The organism is Pantoea sp. AG1095 (assembly GCF_003208415.1).
Lineage (GTDB): Bacteria > Pseudomonadota > Gammaproteobacteria > Enterobacterales > Enterobacteriaceae > Pantoea > Pantoea leporis.
This window is the reverse complement of sequence record NZ_QKMJ01000002.1, coordinates 210,052-229,094: the sequence shown is the minus strand read 5'-3', so window position 1 is coordinate 229,094 and position 19,043 is coordinate 210,052. Positions and strand designations below refer to the sequence as shown.

Sequence of the window (19,043 nt, the reverse complement as noted above, 5' to 3'; positions counted from 1 at the left end):
GAAAAAAGGGATCCGATGAGAATATCACACCGGCTACGCCAAACGCAGTGAGCAGCAGCGGCAGCTGAAAACCTCGTGGTGACTCTGTGCTCAACCTCTCACTACGCCGTGAACTGCAGGCAAAAAAAATCAGGCCCGCAGGCCTGATTCAGTGGTTTCGTGAATCTGAATTACATGAGCGGCTGAGCCATCTGCACCAGTGTAATCAGCGGCTGCGGATAAACACCGAGCAGCAGCACCAGAATCGCAGAGATCAGCACCACAACGCCGCCCGCCGTAAATGCCCAATTGGCTTGCGTATCGCGGTTGTGCAGTTCCGGCGGACTGAGATACAGACTCACCGTCACACGCAGATAGTAATAAAGCCCAATCGCACTACCCGCTACCACCGCACCACTCAACCACCACAGATGTGCGTTCACACTCGAGGCGATAACGTAGAACTTACCGATGAAGCCGAGCGTCATTGGGATACCCGCCAGTGACAACATCATCACCGTCATTACCGCAGACAGAATCGGACGATGCCAGAACAGACCACGATAGGAATAGAGCGTATCGGCATCCGGACCGCGATATGGGCTCGACATCAGGCTCACTACGCCGAACGCGCCAAGGCTGCTGAATAGGTAACCGGCCAGATAAACGCCTGCGGTTTCCAGCGACAGCTGATGGGTTTTCACCGCAATCAGCGCCACCAACAGATAACCAAGGTGCGCGATAGAGGAGTAACCGAGCAGACGCTTGATGTTGCTCTGGGAAATCGCCATCAGGTTGCCGAACAGTATCGACGCAAAGGCAATGATACCCAGCACGGTACGCACCGCTTCACTGTCAGTGACGGGCGCGTACATGAACAGGCGCATAATCACACCAAAGATGGCGATCTTGCTGGCGGTAGCGAGGAAGGTTGAAACCGGCGCTGGCGCACCCTGATAAACATCTGGCGTCCACAGGTGGAAAGGAACCAGCGACAGTTTAAAGCCCAGTCCGATAATCATCATGCCCAGACCGAGCAGCAACAGCGGCTCCTGAATCATGCTATCGCTCAGACTTTTGCCCAGCTGCACAAAGCTCAGGCTGCCGGAATCAGCATAAATCAGCGCGATACCGAACAGCAGGAACGATGAGGCCGCCGCCGACAGAATGGTATATTTCAGCGACGCTTCCAGCGAACGTTTCTGGCGGAAAGCATAACCAATCAAACCAAACAGCGGCAGTGACAGCAGTTCGATACCGATGAACAGCGCTGCCAGATGATTGGCGCTCGCCAGCACGATCCCGCCGAGTGCTGCAATCAGCACCAGCAGATAGAACTCATCTTTGTTGTCCGGGAAACCGGCCAGCCACGGATAAGCGAAGGTGCAGGTGGCTAAACTCGCCAGCACCACCAGCGCGGTGTAGAACATCGAATAGCCATCAACGCGCAGCAGCGGCGTGACGTCCATCGCTCCCGCCTGGCCTACAAACCACAGAGAAAACAGCGCAATGTTAAGTCCGATCACCGTCAGCGTGGCATTAACAAAGTGATTGCGTCGCCACGCAATGGACAGCATCACCACCACCACCGTCAATCCGACGATTAACAGCGGCAGTAACGCGATCAGATGTTGAGGAGTTATTGTCATGGCGAATTACGGCCTTGTAGTTGAAATTGAAGCGGTAAACCACTGCTGAATATTGCTCATCGCAGCATGGGATGTGTCGAGGATCGGCTGAGGATAAATCCCCAGCAGCACCAGCAACACCACCAATACGCCGATAGTCATGAACTCACGCGGTGACATGCCTGGCAGCGGATCTTTCGACTTTGCTTCGCCGAAGTAAGCGCGCTGCATCATGATCAGGGAGTAAACCGAAGCAAACACCAGACCAAAGGTTGCAATGACGATAATCACCGGTACCACCTGGAAGCTGCCGGTCAGAATCATAAATTCGCCAACAAAGTTACCAGTGCCCGGCATACCAAGGTTTGCAACCGCGAAGAACAGTGACAGACCCGGAATCCATTTGATACGTGACCACAAACCGCCCATCTGACGCAGGTCGCGGGTATGCAGACGCTCATACAGCTGACCACACAAGATGAACAGTGCCGCAGCAGAGAGACCGTGCGCAATCATCTGAATCACCGCGCCCTGGAAGGCCAGCTGGCTGCCAGTGTAGATGGCGATGAGCACGAAGCCCATGTGCGAAATAGAGGTGTAAGCGATCAGTCGCTTGATATCAGTTTGTGAGAATGCCATCCACGCACCGTAGAAGATGCCGATGATACCCAGCCACATGGCAACCGGTGCGAACTCTGCTGACGCATTCGGGAACAGCGGCAGGCTAAAGCGCAGCAAACCGTAAGCCGCAGTTTTCAGCAAGATACCTGCGAGGTCAACTGAACCGGCAGTTGGTGCCTGGCTATGCGCATCGGGTAACCAACCGTGTAATGGCACCACCGGCATTTTCACCGCAAAGGCAATAAAGAAGCCAAGCATCAGCAGATATTCAACGGTGTGCGACATCGGAGTTTTCAGCAGCTCTTCGTAGCTGAAAGTCCATACGCCGGTGGCGTTGTAATGGACAAAGACCAGCGCCAGAATCGCCACCAACATGATCAGACCCGATGCCTGGGTGTAGATGAAGAACTTGGTCGCCGCGCTGATACGCGTTTTACCGTCGGATGCTTTATGGCCCCACAGTGCGATGAGGAAATACATCGGCACCAGCATCATTTCCCAGAAGAAGAAGAACAGGAACATATCGATGGAGAGGAACACGCCAATCACACCACCGAGAATCCACATCAGGTTGAGGTGGAAAAAGCCCTGATATTTCTCAATTTCGTTCCAGGAACACAGCACCGCCATCAAACCGAGCAGTCCGGTCAGCACCACCATCAGCAGCGACAGACCATCAATTGCCAGATGGAAGTTGATGCCAAAGCGCGGAATCCACGGTACGGAGAAAGTCGATTGCCATTGCGGAATGCCCGCAGCCTGCGTCAGTGAATAGCCTCCCTGCAACCACAGCTGCAGACCAAGCGCTAGCGTCAGGCCCATGGTGATCATGGCAATCCAGCGCGGAACTTTTGCGCCAAGACGCTCCGCAAGCCAGCAGAGCAAGCCACCGACAAAAGGTATGATAATTAGCCAAGGTAATAACACGGCAAACTTCCCTTTTTATTGCCTTACTTCAGGCAATTTTTGACATTCTAATTGGGCGAGCGAACCCGCCCCGCTCATCAATCTTTAAATCACCAGCAGCAGCGCCAGCACCACAACGGCACCCACACTCATCGAGGCCACGTACCAGCGCAGATAACCGTTTTCGCTCACCACCAAACCTTTGTTACCAACACGCGACAGCAGCGCAGGCAGGTTCATCAGTGAGTTAAGCGGATCGCGCTTCAGCAACCAGGCAATGCCGAGATAAGGTTTTACAAACACCTTGTCATACAGCCAATCGAAGCCCCAGGCCGCGAACCACCAGGTGCCGAAGAAACGACCCGGTGCGCTGTTAGCGATGCTGGTCACCAGTTGACGTTTACCCAGCCACAGTGCTGCCGCGATCAGGATACCGACAATGGCCACCACGCCTGAGGTGATTTCCAGCATCACTTTGCCGCCTTCACCAAACTCGTTCTGCGGCAGAACACCCGCCAGAGGAGGCGTGATCAGCGCACCAATAAAGGTGGAGAGCACCATCAGAACAATCAGCGGCAGGTGATGCGTAATGCCTTTACCGGCGTGAGCATGAATTTTCTCTTCACCGTGGAACACGATAAAGATCATGCGGAAGGTGTAGATCGAAGTGAGGAATGCACCCACCAGACCCGCCACCATCAGATTGATGTGACCATTCGCCATCGCACCAAATAGGATTTCATCTTTACTGTAGAAACCTGCGGTGATCAGCGGCAGCGCGGCCAACGCGGCACCGCCCACCAGGAAGCAGACATACACCAGCGGGATGCTCTTACGCAGACCGCCCATTTTGAAAATATTCTGCTCGTGATGGCAGGCCAGAATGACCGAGCCTGAAGATAGGAACAGCAAGGCTTTAAAGAAGGCATGTGTCATCAGGTGGAAAATCGCCGCGTCCCATGCCTGTACGCCAAGCGCGAGGAACATGTAGCCGATCTGACTCATGGTGGAGTAAGCCAGCACGCGTTTGATGTCGGTTTGCACCAGCGCAGCAAAACCTGCCAGCACCAATGTAATCGCACCAATGATACCCACCAGATGCAGCACTTCCGGCGTCAACAGGAACAGACCGTGGGTACGTGCAATCAGGTAAACACCGGCGGTTACCATGGTCGCGGCGTGAATCAGAGCCGAAACCGGGGTTGGACCGGCCATCGCATCCGCCAGCCAGGTTTGTAATGGCAGCTGTGCAGATTTACCGACCGCGCCCCCCAACAGCATCAGGGTTGCCCACTGCAGCATGTGGTTGTCTGCAGCGAAGTGCGCGGGTGCCAGTTCCACCAGTTCGCGGAAGTTCAGCGTGCCCAGCTCGTTGTAGAGGATGAACAAGGCGAAAGCGAGGAACACATCACCGGCACGGGTGATGATAAAGGCTTTCATCGCCGCTTTGCCGTTCTCTGGATTGCTGTAATAGAAGCCAATCAGCAGATAGGAGCACAGGCCCACGCCTTCCCAGCCGAGATACATCAGCATCAGGTTATCGGCCAGCACCAACACCACCATGCTCGCGATGAACAGGTTGGTGTAAGCGAAGAAGCGCGAATAACCCTCTTCACCACGCATGTACCATGAAGCGAACATGTGGATGAAGAAGCCAACGCCGGTGACGACGGACAGCATGGTCAGAGAAAGACCATCCAGCACCAGATTCACTTTAATGTCAAAGTTGCCGACGTGAATCCAGGTCCACAGCGCCTGAGTGAACGGCTGCTGACCCTGATTGAAGAAGTCGAAACCGGCATAAATAGTGGTTAATGCGGCAAGACCAACAGAACCCATACCGATTGCTGCCGACAGGTTCTCCGACCAGCGACCGCGTGAAAACGCCAATAGCAGGAAGCCAATCAGCGGAAATAATACGGTTAAATAGAGAAGATTCATCCGCGCATCTCGCTCACTGTGTCAATGTTCAGCGTCTGACGACGACGATAGAGCTGGAGCAACAGCGCCAGACCAATACTCGCTTCCGCCGCCGCAAGGCTGATCGCCAGGATGTACATCACCTGACCATCAGCTTGTCCCCAATAGCTGCCTGCTACCACCAGCGCTAACGCGGAGGCATTGATCATGATTTCCAGACCAATCAGCATAAACAGGATGTTACGACGCAGCACCACGGAGGTCAGGCCGAGAACAAACAGCACAGCGGCCAGCATCAGGCCGTGTTGTAACGGGATCATGCGTGATCCTCCTTATTTGCTTGCGCATCAGCTTGACGATTGCTCAACACTTCGCCGTGACGCTCTTCACGTCCAATATGGAAGGCCACGACCAGACCCGCGAGCAGCAGCATCGATGCCAACTCAACCGCCAGAACATAGGGACCAAATAAGCTGATACCGACTGCTTTCGCGTCGATAACGGTGCCATCAATGCCCTGATCGGTTGCCGTGCTAATCGCGTAAATCATCACTGCCAGCAGCAGTAAAGAGACGATGCCCGGACCAATCCACAGCGAAGGTTTGAGCCACTCGCGCTCTTGATCCTGCTGAGTTTTGCCGAGGTTCAGCATCATCACCACAAAGACGAACAGCACCATGATGGCACCCGCGTAGACGATGATTTCCAGTGCACCGGCAAAGTAGGCGCCCATTGAGAAGAACACGCCGGCAATCGACAGCAGCGAAACAATCAGGTACAGCAGCGCATGTACCGGATTGGTGTGGGTGATGACGCGCAGCGTCGTCAGCACCGCTACCAGTCCGCAAAGATAAAACGCAAATTCCATACCTGGCTCCTTAAGGTAACAACCCTTTGACGTCGATCGGCTTGGCTTCGTTTTCCGCTTCGCCCTTCTCTTTTCCGTCGATCGCCATACCAGCCATACGATAGAAGTTGTACTCCGGATATTTACCCGGACCGGAAATCAGCAAGTCTTCTTTCTCATACACCAGATCCTGACGCTTAAACTCACCCAGTTCGAAATCGGGTGTCAGCTGAATCGCGGTGGTTGGGCAAGCCTCTTCACACAGGCCGCAGAAGATGCAGCGTGAGAAGTTGATGCGGAAGAACTCCGGATACCAACGTCCATCCTGCGTCTCGGCTTTCTGCAGTGAGATACAGCCGACAGGACAAGCTACCGCACATAAGTTACAGGCAACGCAACGCTCTGCGCCGTCCGGATCGCGCGTCAGCACGATACGGCCACGGTAACGCGGCGGCAGATAAACCGGCTCTTCCGGATACATTTGGGTTTCGCGCTTGGCGAAGGCATGCATGCCTATCATCCAGATACTGCGCACTGTCGTGCCGAAGCCAACGACAATATCTTTTAAAGTCATCTCAATGTCCCTTACTGCGCGGTGTACAGAATCACTGCGGCGGTCGCCAGCAGGTTCAACAGCGTCAACGGCAGACACACTTTCCAGCCGAACGACAGCACCTGGTCATAGCGTGGACGCGGCAGCGCAGCACGAATCAGGATAAACATCACCATAAAGAACGCTGTTTTGATAGCGAACCAGATGAATGGCGGCAGGAACGGGCCGTGCCAGCCACCGAAGAACAGCGTCACGATCAGCGCTGAAACGGTGGTGATCGCCACGTATTCACCGACGAAGAACAGGCCGAACTTCATACCGGCGTATTCGATGTGGTAACCGTCCGCCAGTTCCTGCTCTGCTTCTGGTTGGTCAAACGGATGACGGTGACATACCGCTACGCCCGCGATGCAGAAGGTAAGGAAGCCGAAGAACTGAGGAATGATGTTCCACAGATGCGCCTGGCTTTCGACAATGGCATTCATGTTGAACGAGCCGGCTTGCGCCACTACGCCCATTAATGACAGACCAAGGAACACTTCGTAGCTCAGCGTCTGCGCCGATGCACGCATCGCACCCAACAGTGAGTATTTGTTGTTACTCGACCAGCCAGCGAACAGCACCGCATACACCGCCAGACCCGCCATCATCAGGAAGAACAACAGACCGATATTCAGGTCGGTGACCATCCAGGTCGGCGAAACCGGCACAATGGCGAAAGCCAGCAGCAGCGATACGAAGGCGATAACCGGTGCCAGCGTAAAGATGAAGCGGTCGGTAAACGGCGGAACCCAGTCCTCTTTAAAAAACATTTTGATCATGTCAGCAGCCAGCTGCAGCGAGCCGCCCCAGCCAACACGGTTTGGTCCATAACGGTTCTGCCACAGGCCGAGCAGACGACGCTCGGCGAAACTCATGAAAGCGCCGCAACCGACAACCACCAATAAGATGACCAGCGCTTTGCCGATGTTGATCAGGATTTCAATAACGTCCGGTGTCAGCCAACTCATTGCGCGGCCTCCTGCAGTTTGTCAATTTGCGCACCTGAGAGGAACGGTGGCACGCCCGGCATACCGAGCGGTAAACCAACCTGCCCTGCTTGCAGCGACGCAGAGAAACGTACCGGCAAGCGCAGTGTTTCACCTGCACATACCAGCTCAACGGAAGCACCGCTATTAACACCCAGTTTCTCAGCATCAGCCGGGTTAATCACCAGCGTGGCCGGGGACATGCGTTTCTGGAAGGTGGTTGAACGCTGTGTCATCTCCTCGCTACCAAACAGCTGGTAGTAAGGTGCGACGCGCCACTGGCTGCCTTCAACGAAGCTTTCAGGAATCGCGGTAAACCACGGCAATGAACGATCGCTGGCTTCAAACAGACGCACGCCCGGATCGCCATGACGCAGTTTGCCGCCCACTTCAGCTTGGAACTTGTTCCATGCCTGCGGTGAGTTCCAGCCCGGCGCCCAGGCAAATGGAATCTGCGAACGCGGCGCGCTGGGCTGGTTGTTCCCTTCCATCGAGAAGGCAAACATGGTGTCTTTATCTTGCGGCTGACGCGGTTCATGCACGCTGATATTGGCGCGCATCGCTGTACGGCCACTGTTGCGGTGCGGTGAACGTGCCAATTTTTGACCGCGGATACGGAAGCTGGCGTCTGGCGCAGCATCCTTAATGCCTTTCAGCTGTGGCAGCGCCGCAACGGTGGCATCAATCACGTGATCCAGTTGAGTCCAGTCGATGTGACGGCTCTCAACCGCGCTGTGCAGAGAACGCAACCAGCGCCAGCTCTCCAGCATCACTACGCTGTCATCGTAATAAGCGGGATCGTAAACCTGGAAGAAGCGCTGCGCGCGGCCTTCGTGGTTGATTGAGGTGCCATCGCTCTCCGCAAAGCTGGCGGTTGAAAGTACCAAACCGGCTTTTTCCAGCGTGGCGGTACGTTGATGATCGACCACAATCACGTTAGCGGTGGTATCGAGCGCCGCATCCACGTTGGCTTTCGGCGCATGACGATAGAGATCGTTTTCCAGCACCACCAGCGCATCGGCTTCGCCTTTACTCAGCTGTTCCAGTGCGCTATCCAGCGATTGACCGCCCATCAGGCCGAGGCCAAAGCTGTTCGCCGCACCCGCGAGGAAGGTAATACCGACATCGGCACCGCGTGCTTTCAGGGCTTTTGCCACGTTAGCAGCAGCTTCAATCATCGCGATGCTACCGGAATGGGTACCGGAGATAATCAGCGGTTTTTTTGCACCTGCCAGCGCCTGAACCACCACGTCAACTTTGCCGTTGAGTTTGCTGTCGAAGCCGCTGACTGCCGGCGCGCTTTCATCCAGCGCATTGGCAATGGCGAAGCCGAGACGCGCCTGATCTTCCACCGGTGCGCGATAGCTCCACGCAGCGATATCATCCAGGCGGGTTTCGTCGACATTGGTTACGAACAGCGGATGTTTGGCATGCTGACCGATGTTAAGGATTGCCGCGATCTGCCAGTCAGCCACTTTCTGTGCCGCAGCCATCTCACGCGCTTTACCTTTTACTGCCTGACGTACAGACAACGCCACGCGCGCGCCAACCTGAGTCAAATCTTCACCCAGCACCAGCACCGCATCGTAGCTCTCAATTTCGCGCAGTGATGGCGTGTAGATGCCGCCGTCCTGCAGGACTTTCAGCATCAGCTCAACGCGAGCCTGCTCACCGGCTGGCATACCGGTTGAGAAGTTTTCTGCGCCAACCAGCTCACGCAACGCGAAGTTGCTTTCAATGCTGGCGCGCGGAGAACCGATACCAATGACTTTTTTCGCCCGACGCAACACATCCGCCGCCGCATTTACCGCTTGTTCAGCATTCAGGCTGACCCAATCGTTGCCGCGTTGCTGTATCGGATGACGTGGGCGATCTTTGCGGTTGACGTAGCCGTAACCGAAACGACCGCGATCGCACAGGAAATAGTGGTTTACGGTGCCGTTATAGCGGTTTTCGATACGACGCAATTCGCCATAGCGTTCGCCCGGGCTGGTGTTACAACCCACGCTGCATTGCTGACAGATGCTTGGTGCGAACTGCATATCCCATTTACGGTTATAGCGTTCGGAGTGCGTTTTATCGGTGAAAACACCGGTCGGACAGATTTCCACCAGGTTACCGGAGAATTCGCTTTCCAGCGTGCCATCTTCCGGACGACCAAAGTAGACGTTGTCGTGAGCGCCATAAACGCCAAGATCTTTGCCGTCGGCATAATCTTTGTAGTAACGCACGCAGCGATAGCAGGCGATACAGCGGTTCATTTCATGCGAAATGAACGGGCCGAGATCCTGATTCTGGTGGGTACGTTTAGTGAAGCGATAACGACGGAAACTGTGTCCGGTCATTACCGTCATATCCTGCAGATGGCAGTTACCGCCCTCTTCGCACACCGGGCAGTCGTGCGGATGGTTGGTCATCAGCCATTCCACCACGCTTTCACGAAACTCTTTCGCTTCGCCATCGTCGATGGAGATAAAGGTGCCGTCCGACGCTGGTGTCATGCAGGACATGACAAGGCGACCGCGGGTATCTTCGGCATTCTGGAATTGCTTCACCGCGCACTGGCGGCAGGCCCCTACGCTTCCCAGCGCCGGATGCCAGCAAAAATAAGGAATATCAAGGCCCAGAGAGAGACACGCCTGTAGCAGGTTGTCCGCTCCGTTCACATCATATTCTTTACCGTCTACATGGATTGTAGCCATAGTGAACATGCTTCCGTAAGGCTCGCCCTAAGACGAGCGTTAAACATCTAATTCTTTCCCCACGCCATGTCGGCATGAGGTGAATTCCGTGTACGGCGGCTGATTACCAGCGCGCTTTCAGCAGGTTGGGCTGAATACCGCCGATAGCTCGGGTATTGCCAAACACCTGCGGCGCAATGCCAGCTTCAAACTCTTCACGGAAATATTTAATCGCGCTCTGCAATGGTTCGACGGCGCCCGGTGCGTGGGCACAGAAGGTTTTACCTGGGCCAAGCTGGCGGCAGAGTTGCTGCAGGGTCTCAATATCACCCGGCTGACCTTTCTTCTGCTCCAGCGCACGCAGGATCTTCACGCTCCATGGCAATCCATCACGGCACGGCGTACACCAGCCACAGGATTCGCGCGCAAAGAATTCTTCCAGGTTACGCACCAGTGAAACCATGTTGATTTCGTGATCGACCGCCATCGCCAGCGCAGTACCTAAACGGCTGCCAGCTTTACCAATACTGGCAAATTCCATCGGCAGATCGAGATGCTGATCGGTGAGGAAGTCAGTTCCTGCACCGCCTGGCTGCCAGGCTTTGAATTTCAGGCCATCACGCATGCCACCGGCGTAATCCTCAAGGATTTCACGTGCGGTGGTGCCGAACGGCAATTCCCAGACACCAGGATTTTTCACGCGGCCGGAAAAGCCCATCATTTTGGTGCCGGTGTCTTCACTGGTAGAGATGTTTTTGTACCAGTCAACGCCGTTAAGGAAGATGGCAGGCACGTTCGACAACGTTTCCACGTTGTTCACGCAGGTCGGCTTGCCCCACACGCCGGCACTGGCCGGGAATGGCGGCTTAGAACGCGGGTTCGCACGACGTCCTTCCAGAGAGTTAATCAGTGCTGTTTCTTCACCGCAGATATAACGACCTGCGCCGGTGTGGACGATCAGCTCGAAATCAAAACCGGTACCAAGAATATTTTTGCCGAGATAGCCCGCTTCGGTGGCCTCAGCAATCGCGCGACGCAGATTAACGGCCGCTTCGATGTACTCACCACGTAAGAAGATGTAGCCACGATAGGCTTTCAGCGCGAACGCACTGATCAGCATGCCTTCCACCAGCTGGTGCGGCAGTTGCTCCATCAGCAAGCGGTCTTTGTAAGTGCCCGGCTCCATTTCATCGGCATTACACAGCAGGTAACGGATGTTCATGGATTCGTCTTTCGGCATCAGGCTCCACTTCAGGCCGGTGTTAAAGCCTGCACCACCGCGGCCTTTCAGGCCGGAGTCTTTTACCGCCGCGACGATTTCGTCCTGGCTGAAATCTTTCAACGCTCTTTCTGCGCCGACATAACCGTTTTTACTGCGATATTCATCGATCCAGATCGGCTGCTTGTCGTCACGGAGACGCCAGGTCAGTGGATGCGTTTCGGCAGTACGAATGATCTGTTTAATGGTCATTGATACTGCTCCAGCAAGTTGGCGATGCCTTCAGGCGTCAGATGAACGTGGGTATCTTCATCCACCATCATGGTTGGCCCTTTATCGCAGTTACCCAGGCAGCAAGTTGGCAGCAGCGTAAAGCGTCCGTCCGCCGTAGTCTGGCCCGGCTTGATGTTCAGCTTCTGCTCCAGCGCATCCTGAATCCCCTGATAACCCGTGATATGGCACACCACGCTGTCACAGTAGCGAATAACGTGACGGCCAACCGGCGTACGGTAGATTTGGCTATAGAAAGTCGCCACGCCTTCAACATCACTGGCTGGAATCCCCAGAACATCTGCGATGGCGTTAATCGCGCCGTCCGGCACCCAGCCACGCTGTTTCTGCACGATCTTCAACGCTTCGATCGAAGCGGCGCGTGCATCTTCGTAATGGTGTTTCTCGTGCTCGATAGCGTGGTGCTCGGCCTCGCTCAGCACGAAGACCTCAGTAGGGTCGATGGTGTGAATAGCAATTTTTTGATCGTGCATAATTAGCGGTCCACGTCTGACATAACAAAATCGATACTACCGAGGTAAACGATCAAGTCGGATACCAGGCTGCCGCGGATCACCGATGGGATCTGCTGCAGATGCGGGAAGCTCGGCGTACGCACGCGGGTGCGATAGCTCATGGTGCTGCCATCGCTGGTCAGGTAGTAACTGTTGATCCCTTTGGTCGCCTCAATCATCTGGAAGGATTCGTTGGCCGGCATGATTGGGCCCCACGAAACCTGCAGGAAGTGAGTGATCAGGGTTTCAATGTGCTGCAGCGTGCGCTCTTTCGGCGGCGGCGTTGTCAGCGGATGGTCCGCTTTGAACGGGCCTTCAGGCATGTTGTTCAGGCACTGTTCCAGGATGCGCAGTGACTGCCACATCTCTTCCATTTTCAGCTGCACGCGGGTGTACGCATCACTGATGCCAGCGCCAACCGGAATTTCGAAATCGAAGTTTTCGTAACCTGAATATGGACGCCATTTGCGCACGTCAAAATCTAAACCAGTGGCGCGCAGACCTGCGCCGGTGGTGCCCCACGCCAGTGCTTCATCCATGTTGTACGCCGCAACGCCTTGCGAACGGCCCATCAACACGGTATTGCGCAGTGCGGCTTTGTCGTACTCTTTCAGACGCTTCGGCATCCAGTCGAGGAAGTCGCGCAGCAGACGTTCCCAGCCTTTCGGCAGGTCATGCGCTACGCCGCCGATGCGGAACCACGCCGGGTGCATACGGAAACCGGTAATCGCTTCCACCACATCATAAATTTTCTGACGATCGGTAAAGGCGAAGAACACCGGCGTCATCGCGCCGACGTCCTGAATAAAGGTGGAGATATAGAGCAGATGGCTGTTGATGCGGAACAGTTCAGACAGCATCACGCGGATCACATTGACGCGATCCGGCACGGTAATGCCCGCCAGTTTTTCCACCGCCAGCACGTACGGCATTTCGTTCACGCAGCCGCCGAGGTACTCGATACGGTCGGTGTACGGAATGTAGCTGTGCCAGGATTGGCGCTCGCCCATCTTCTCCGCGCCACGATGGTGGTAGCCGACATCGGGAACGCAATCGACGATTTCTTCACCATCTAACTGCAGAATGATGCGGAAAGCACCGTGCGCAGAGGGGTGGTTCGGACCGAGGTTGAGGAACATGAAGTCCTCATTGGTGGTGCTGCGCTTCATGCCCCAATCTTCAGGCTTGAAGGTCAGCGCCTCCATCTCCAGATCTTCTTTCTGCTTGGTCAGCTCGAAGGGATCGAACTCGGTAGCGCGCGCCGGATAATCTTTACGCAGTGGATGGCCTTCCCACGTCTGCGGCATCATGATGCGCGTCAGGTGCGGGTGACCATTGAAAGTGATGCCAAACATCTCCCAGGTTTCGCGCTCATACCAGTTGGCGTTAGCGAAAATTTTGGTGATGGTTGGCACATTCAGATCGTTTTCAGATAAAGCTACCTTGAGCATGATGTCGCGGTTGCGTTCAATTGAAAGCAGGTGATAGAAAACGGAAAAATCCGCGGCGGGCAAACCGGCGCGGTTAGTGCGTAAACGCTCATCAAAACCGTGTAAGTCATACAGCATGACATAGGGCTTTGGCAGCTTGCGCAGGAATTCAACGATTTCTAATAGCTGTTCACGCTTCACCCAGACAACTGGAATCCCGGTGCGGGTAGCCTGAACGGTAAAGGCATCCGGCCCAAAACGGTTACGCAGCTCGCCGACCACTGGGTCATCCAGGTGATCGCGGGTTTGCCATGAAGGCTGAGCGAGATCTTGCGTGGTTAAATCAGTCATACGTTACTCACCATTCCGGCCTGTAATCAGGCGCTCAAAAGAAGGCGTCAGGATGGCGGCGCACATTAAATTGTGGTGTTTTGCTGTGGCCGTGGCTCCATCCGTGTACGGGAAGCTTAAACTTCGTCTGGCGATCTCAGGTTGGTGACGGCAATACGCTCGCCACGCTTTCTTTCACGCTCTGGCTGCATATTGGCGCGATAAACACCCTGATCACCGACCACCCAAGACAGTGGACGACGCTCTTTGCCAATAGACTCGCGCAGCAGCAGCAATGCCTGCATATACGCTTCTGGACGCGGCGGGCAGCCAGGAATGTACACGTCAACCGGCAGGAATTTATCCACCCCCTGCACCACCGAGTAGATGTCATACATGCCACCCGAGTTAGCGCATGCGCCCATGGAAATCACCCATTTCGGCTCTAGCATTTGGTCATATAAACGCTGAATAACCGGCGCCATTTTGGTAAATGGCGTACCGGCGATCACCATGAAGTCAGCCTGACGTGGCGAGGCGCGCATAACTTCGGCGCCAAAACGTGCCACGTCATGCACTGCGGTGAAGGATGTGGTCATTTCCACGTAGCAACAGGAAAGGCCGAAGTTATACGGCCAGAGTGAGTTTTTACGACCCCAGTTCACCATGTCATGCAGGGCGTGCTCGAGCTTGCCCATGTAGACGCTACGGTGAACGTGTTGCTCCAGCGGATCGGTAACCGTTTCCTGTTTCTGTAGAGGATAACGATCGTTATCGCCGCCCCCGTTCGGGTCTACGCGTGTCAGCGTGTAGTCCATCTTATTGCCTCGCTTTTACTGCTTATGAGGGTTGGTGTGGCTGTGACTGACCGGGACAGATTTGACCACTACGCGACGACGCGCAGGAGCCCAATCCAGCGCACCGATGCGCACCAGATAAACCAGGCCTGCCAAGAGCACCAAAATGAAAATTGCGGCTTCGACAAAGCCGACCCAACCGCTTTCGCGAATGGAAGTCGACCATGCGTATAAATAGAGGGCTTCGACGTCGAATATGACGAAAAACATCGCAACCAGATAGAATTTTGCAGAGAGGCGAATATGAGTGTCACCGACCGACTCAATACCCGATTCGAACGGGGTGTCCTTGTGTCGCGCACGCGCACGACCACCTAACAACCAGCCACCGGTCAACATAAAGGCACACAGGCCGAATGCGATAACGATAAAAACAATAAATGCCCAGTGATGAGCGATCACTTCTGTAGTTGTCGACATACTCTTTGCTTACTCATCAAAAGTGGTGATGGCATCCTGCGCTGTTGCAGCAAACACACCACATCGATTCAAGGGAAGGATAAAAAACCTTATAAATTTTGCTGTCATTAGCAATAAAGCAGCAATTTTATAGGGGTTTTTACTCCTTTCTATAACCTTTTGTCAACTTTGACAAAAGTATCCAAACATTATTTTACAGCTGCATCATATTATTAACATTCAACCCTCTGAGCGCCAGCTAAATCGCTTCAGTTTGTGAGGTTAATTTTAGTGTAGCGGGTATTCACATGCGTGGATCGTGCATTTAACAATCATATTTTGACAGGTCTCGCCCGAGATTCCCCCCCCTTATCAGGGGTATTTTTTTGATCTAAAGCACATAATTGGGTTTTATGCTGCAAAAAACAGCGGAGTGGACGGGCAAATGCCCTGGGAAAGTTGGCACGAATTGATAAAATCATTCCATGTGGAGCAAAAATGGAACACATTTCATTTTTAAGTTGTCGAGTGAAATCTTTTTCAGGAAATCGCTCTAAAAACGAGGTATTAAAAGGCATAAAAAAAGCCTTAGCGGATAATTACCCAGCTAAGGCTCATTTTTATCGGTTTTAACAATTAACCGGTATTCCAATTGAGAGGAATTACCAGCAACTGCAACCCTTACTCTTCATCATCCAGTAACAAGGTACCGTCTGGATTAGCACTCAGATTATAAGGATCGTTGGTGGACTGCATGGCATTGAAGATCGCCAGCGCCAGTTCGTTATCGCTGTCTGGATTACGGCACAGCAGATACTGGGTGTCAGGCAATACTGGCAAACCTTCTGCCGCGCCCATCACGCGCAGTTCTGGACTCATCATCTCAACAGGACGCGCTGTCACACCCAAACCGGCTTTAACCGCTGCACGGACGGCAGCCAGCGTTGAAGCAACATACGAGATGCGCCACGGAATGCCAGCCTCGTTAAGGTGATCAATGGCCATATCACGATACGGGCTTGGCTCATCCAACAGAACCAAAGGAATGGCCTCTCCACGCTGGAAGATATAATCTGCCGCGCAGTACCACAACGTTGGTGAAGTACGCAGTACCTGATAAGTAAAGTTTCCTGGGCTGGACGTGGTCACAACCAGATCGACTTCACCTTGATTAAGCATTTCCATCATGAACGGGTTGCGCTTAACACGCACATCAATGGCCAGCTTCGGATAGACCGACGTTACGCGGTTAAGCAGGAACGGCAGAATGGTATCTGAGGTATCATCTGAAGCGCCGATGGTCAGAACGCCCTGGATGTTGCTGTACATTAAAGAGGTGCAAGCTTCGTCATTAAAACGAAGGATTTTCCTGGCGTAACCCAGCAGTTGAATGCCATGCTCCGTCAGCAATTTATTACGTCCATGTCTGGCAAACAGCTCTTTACCTACCAATTGTTCCAGACGTTGCATCTGCTGGCTCACTGCGGACTGCGTTCTGCACACGGCGGCAGCGGCGGCTGCGAAAGTGTTCAGATCGGCAACGGCAACAAATGTACGCAGCAGATCGAGGTCGAGATTCAGTATCGGACGATTTGCATTAGTCATGTTTTTTCTTCACTTATAAGATTTTTTAAAACTACTACCCTGGTGTATTACCCGACTTATCAAAGAGATAAGAGGCAATGGTGCTTAATGACAGCCCTGTGTGGAGTTGCCATGAAAAAAAATTTGTCAGGCGGATGCCGACGATCGCACCACTCTGAGATCAGAGCAGCGTCGTCATTATAGACAGCAGAACTTCTGGGCCGAAAACGTAAGTCGTACAGGTGCTGGAAGCTGCGTAGTTGTCTATGTCTCCCGCACAAAGTCCCTGCGGGTTAAAAGAAATAACATCATGTTATGTAGATGCGAAGCGATAAAGTGCATCAAATAATAAATTATACTTAATCATTTTTACGCTATAAATGGAAATGTTTTTGTTCAAAACATCGCAATTTTTGACCAAAAGTCTTTTCGCACACATCCTGCCATAATGCTGCTCTTTTTTTAACCCCTCCAGGTTCTGAATATTAAAGACTTACGTTAAAGATACAGCGCAAATGCTATTTTACGCGTGTTTTACACTGAGTTGCAGCTGATGATGGTGCTTAATCCTGCCAATAGAAAGTGTATGAGAATGAACTCTATTTTGTGACGCCAAACAGTGCTTAATCATTACCAGACAATTTTCCGCCATCCAACAAGATTCATTTAACTATTTCGTTTGGTCGCTAATGTTTTTTTAAGCCAGTTTTGACTAAAAAATTTCTGAATAGTCTCGGATGTCGATGGAAGAAGGCATTTACACGTCAGGCACACCTTACCAGCGTTTAATATTAACATTCTTCACATTTGTGGACTAATGAACCAGATTAATCGATTTCCAATGACTTTTACGCCACGTGAAGGGGGAAAAAATGGCAAACACGCCAAAACCAAGCGCTGCCCTTCTTTTGTTAAGGTGAGAAGAGTAAATTGGGCGAGTTTGATTTTTGGTGGCAGGTTAAAGGATTCTGCCCATAAAGGCGGTAACAATGAATTTTCAAATTGATAAATCCGGCAAGCTGGAAAATGTCTGTTATGACATCCGTGGCCCGGTACTGAAAGAAGCTAAACGTCTCGAAGAAGAAGGCAACAAAGTTCTCAAGCTGAACATCGGCAACCCTGCCCCGTTTGGTTTCGAAGCGCCTGATGAAATTCTGGTCGATGTCATTCGCAATCTGCCGAGCTCACAGGGTTATTGCGATTCAAAGGGGCTGTATTCGGCGCGTAAAGCGATCATGCAGCATTACCAGGCGCGTGACATGCGCGATGTCACTGTCGAAGACATCTATATTGGTAACGGCGTATCCGAACTGATTGTGCAAGCGATGCAGGCATTGCTCAACAGCGGTGATGAAATGCTGGTGCCTGCGCCGGATTATCCGCTGTGGACCGCTGCCGTTTCATTGTCGAGCGGTAAAGCGGTGCATTATTTGTGCGATGAATCAGCAGGTTGGTTCCCTGACCTGGATGATATTCGCAGCAAGATCACCCCGCGCACGCGTGGCATTGTCATCATTAACCCGAATAACCCGACCGGCGCGGTTTACAGCAAAGAGTTGTTGCTTGAGATTGTTGAAATTGCGCGCCAGCACAATCTGATTATTTTCGCCGATGAAATCTACGACAAGATTCTCTACGACGAAGCACAACATCATTCGATTGCTGCGCTGGCACCCGATCTGCTGACGGTGACCTTCAACGGCTTGTCCAAAACCTATCGCGTGGCGGGTTTCCGTCAGGGCTGGATGGTTTTGAATGGTCCGAAGAAACACGCCAAAGGATACATTGAAGGGCTGGAGATGCTGGCGTCGATGCGCCTGTGTGCCAACGTTCCTGCACAACACGCGATTCAGACCGCATTGGGTGGTTATCAAAGCATTAGTGAATTTATCGCGCCCGGCGGACGTCTGTATGAACAGCGCCAGCGTGCGTGGGAATTGATTAATGATATTCCTGGCGTCAGCTGTGTGAAGCCGCAAGGTGCGCTCTATATGTTCCCGCGTATTGACGCCAAGAAATTCAACATCTTCGACGATCAGAAGATGGTGCTGGATTTCCTGTTGCAGGAAAAAGTGCTGCTGGTACAGGGCACCGCGTTCAACTGGCCGTGGCCGGATCACGTACGCATCGTTACGCTGCCGCGCGTGGACGATTTGGAAATGGCCGTCAGCAAGTTTGGTCGTTTCTTACAAGGGTATCGCCAGTAAATTGTGACGCGTATACTGTTCGCATTTCGGGGAAAAGATATCTTCCCCGCCGTGCGAACAGGAACCTTC

15 protein-coding genes are annotated in these 19,043 nt (G+C 53.2%); 1 reads left to right on the top strand and 14 read right to left on the bottom strand.

Going from position 1 to position 19,043, the window contains the following annotated elements:
• Positions 1 to 170: 170 nt before the first annotated feature.
• The 14 genes from nuoN to lrhA all read right to left on the bottom strand — a co-directional run bounded on the left by nuoN (position 171) and on the right by lrhA (position 16,788).
• Positions 171 to 1,628, bottom strand: a complete 1,458-nt coding sequence (gene nuoN / locus DEU53_RS07700; protein WP_008105131.1) for an NADH-quinone oxidoreductase subunit NuoN — start codon at positions 1,626 to 1,628, stop codon at positions 171 to 173.
• A gap of 6 nt (positions 1,629 to 1,634) precedes the next feature.
• Positions 1,635 to 3,155 carry an NADH-quinone oxidoreductase subunit M gene (nuoM, locus tag DEU53_RS07695; RefSeq protein WP_110866573.1) on the bottom strand — a complete coding sequence of 507 codons (1,521 nt, stop codon included), beginning with the start codon at positions 3,153 to 3,155 and terminating at the stop codon, positions 1,635 to 1,637.
• An 84-nt stretch (positions 3,156 to 3,239) separates the two neighbouring features.
• On the bottom strand, positions 3,240 to 5,075 hold the full coding sequence (gene nuoL, locus DEU53_RS07690; RefSeq protein WP_110866572.1) for an NADH-quinone oxidoreductase subunit L: 1,836 nt from the start codon (positions 5,073 to 5,075) through the stop codon (positions 3,240 to 3,242).
• Positions 5,072 to 5,374 (bottom strand): NADH-quinone oxidoreductase subunit NuoK, encoded by a 303-nt coding sequence (gene nuoK, locus DEU53_RS07685; protein WP_007889334.1) that lies wholly within the window; start codon positions 5,372 to 5,374, stop codon positions 5,072 to 5,074. The genes nuoL and nuoK overlap by 4 nt, the downstream gene beginning before the upstream one ends.
• A complete protein-coding gene (gene nuoJ / locus DEU53_RS07680; RefSeq protein WP_008105138.1) occupies positions 5,371 to 5,922 on the bottom strand; it encodes an NADH-quinone oxidoreductase subunit J in 552 nt (183 codons plus the stop codon). The genes nuoK and nuoJ overlap by 4 nt, the downstream gene beginning before the upstream one ends.
• Positions 5,923 to 5,932: 10 nt before the next feature.
• Complete coding sequence (nuoI, locus tag DEU53_RS07675; protein WP_007889332.1) at positions 5,933 to 6,475, bottom strand: NADH-quinone oxidoreductase subunit NuoI; 543 nt, start codon at positions 6,473 to 6,475, stop codon at positions 5,933 to 5,935.
• Between the two features lie 11 nt (positions 6,476 to 6,486).
• Entirely contained in the window at positions 6,487 to 7,464 is a 978-nt protein-coding gene (nuoH, locus tag DEU53_RS07670; RefSeq protein ID WP_110866571.1) for an NADH-quinone oxidoreductase subunit NuoH, read from the bottom strand.
• Positions 7,461 to 10,184 (bottom strand): NADH-quinone oxidoreductase subunit NuoG, encoded by a 2,724-nt coding sequence (nuoG, locus tag DEU53_RS07665; protein WP_110866570.1) that lies wholly within the window; start codon positions 10,182 to 10,184, stop codon positions 7,461 to 7,463. The genes nuoH and nuoG overlap by 4 nt, the downstream gene beginning before the upstream one ends.
• Positions 10,185 to 10,287: 103 nt before the next feature.
• The gene (gene nuoF / locus DEU53_RS07660) at positions 10,288 to 11,628 is read right to left on the bottom strand and encodes an NADH-quinone oxidoreductase subunit NuoF (RefSeq protein WP_199559689.1); all 1,341 of its coding nucleotides are present in this window, start codon (positions 11,626 to 11,628) and stop codon (positions 10,288 to 10,290) included.
• A 2-nt stretch (positions 11,629 to 11,630) separates the two neighbouring features.
• Positions 11,631 to 12,146 (bottom strand): NADH-quinone oxidoreductase subunit NuoE, encoded by a 516-nt coding sequence (nuoE, locus tag DEU53_RS07655; protein ID WP_008105146.1) that lies wholly within the window; start codon positions 12,144 to 12,146, stop codon positions 11,631 to 11,633.
• Positions 12,147 to 12,148: 2 nt separating this feature from the next.
• Positions 12,149 to 13,948 carry an NADH-quinone oxidoreductase subunit C/D gene (gene nuoC / locus DEU53_RS07650; protein WP_008105149.1) on the bottom strand — a complete coding sequence of 600 codons (1,800 nt, stop codon included), beginning with the start codon at positions 13,946 to 13,948 and terminating at the stop codon, positions 12,149 to 12,151.
• Between the two features lie 116 nt (positions 13,949 to 14,064).
• Positions 14,065 to 14,745: an NADH-quinone oxidoreductase subunit B family protein gene (locus DEU53_RS07645; RefSeq protein WP_008105151.1), complete on the bottom strand. Its 681-nt coding sequence runs from the start codon at positions 14,743 to 14,745 to the stop codon at positions 14,065 to 14,067.
• A gap of 15 nt (positions 14,746 to 14,760) precedes the next feature.
• Entirely contained in the window at positions 14,761 to 15,204 is a 444-nt protein-coding gene (locus DEU53_RS07640; RefSeq protein ID WP_007889316.1) for an NADH-quinone oxidoreductase subunit A, read from the bottom strand.
• 660 nt (positions 15,205 to 15,864) lie between these two features.
• Positions 15,865 to 16,788 (bottom strand): transcriptional regulator LrhA, encoded by a 924-nt coding sequence (gene lrhA / locus DEU53_RS07635; RefSeq protein ID WP_021509211.1) that lies wholly within the window; start codon positions 16,786 to 16,788, stop codon positions 15,865 to 15,867.
• Positions 16,789 to 17,756: 968 nt separating this feature from the next.
• On the opposite strand from lrhA, the gene DEU53_RS07630 reads away from it, so the two are divergent.
• Positions 17,757 to 18,974, top strand: a complete 1,218-nt coding sequence (locus DEU53_RS07630) for a pyridoxal phosphate-dependent aminotransferase (RefSeq protein WP_008105154.1) — start codon at positions 17,757 to 17,759, stop codon at positions 18,972 to 18,974.
• Positions 18,975 to 19,043 lie beyond the last annotated feature (69 nt).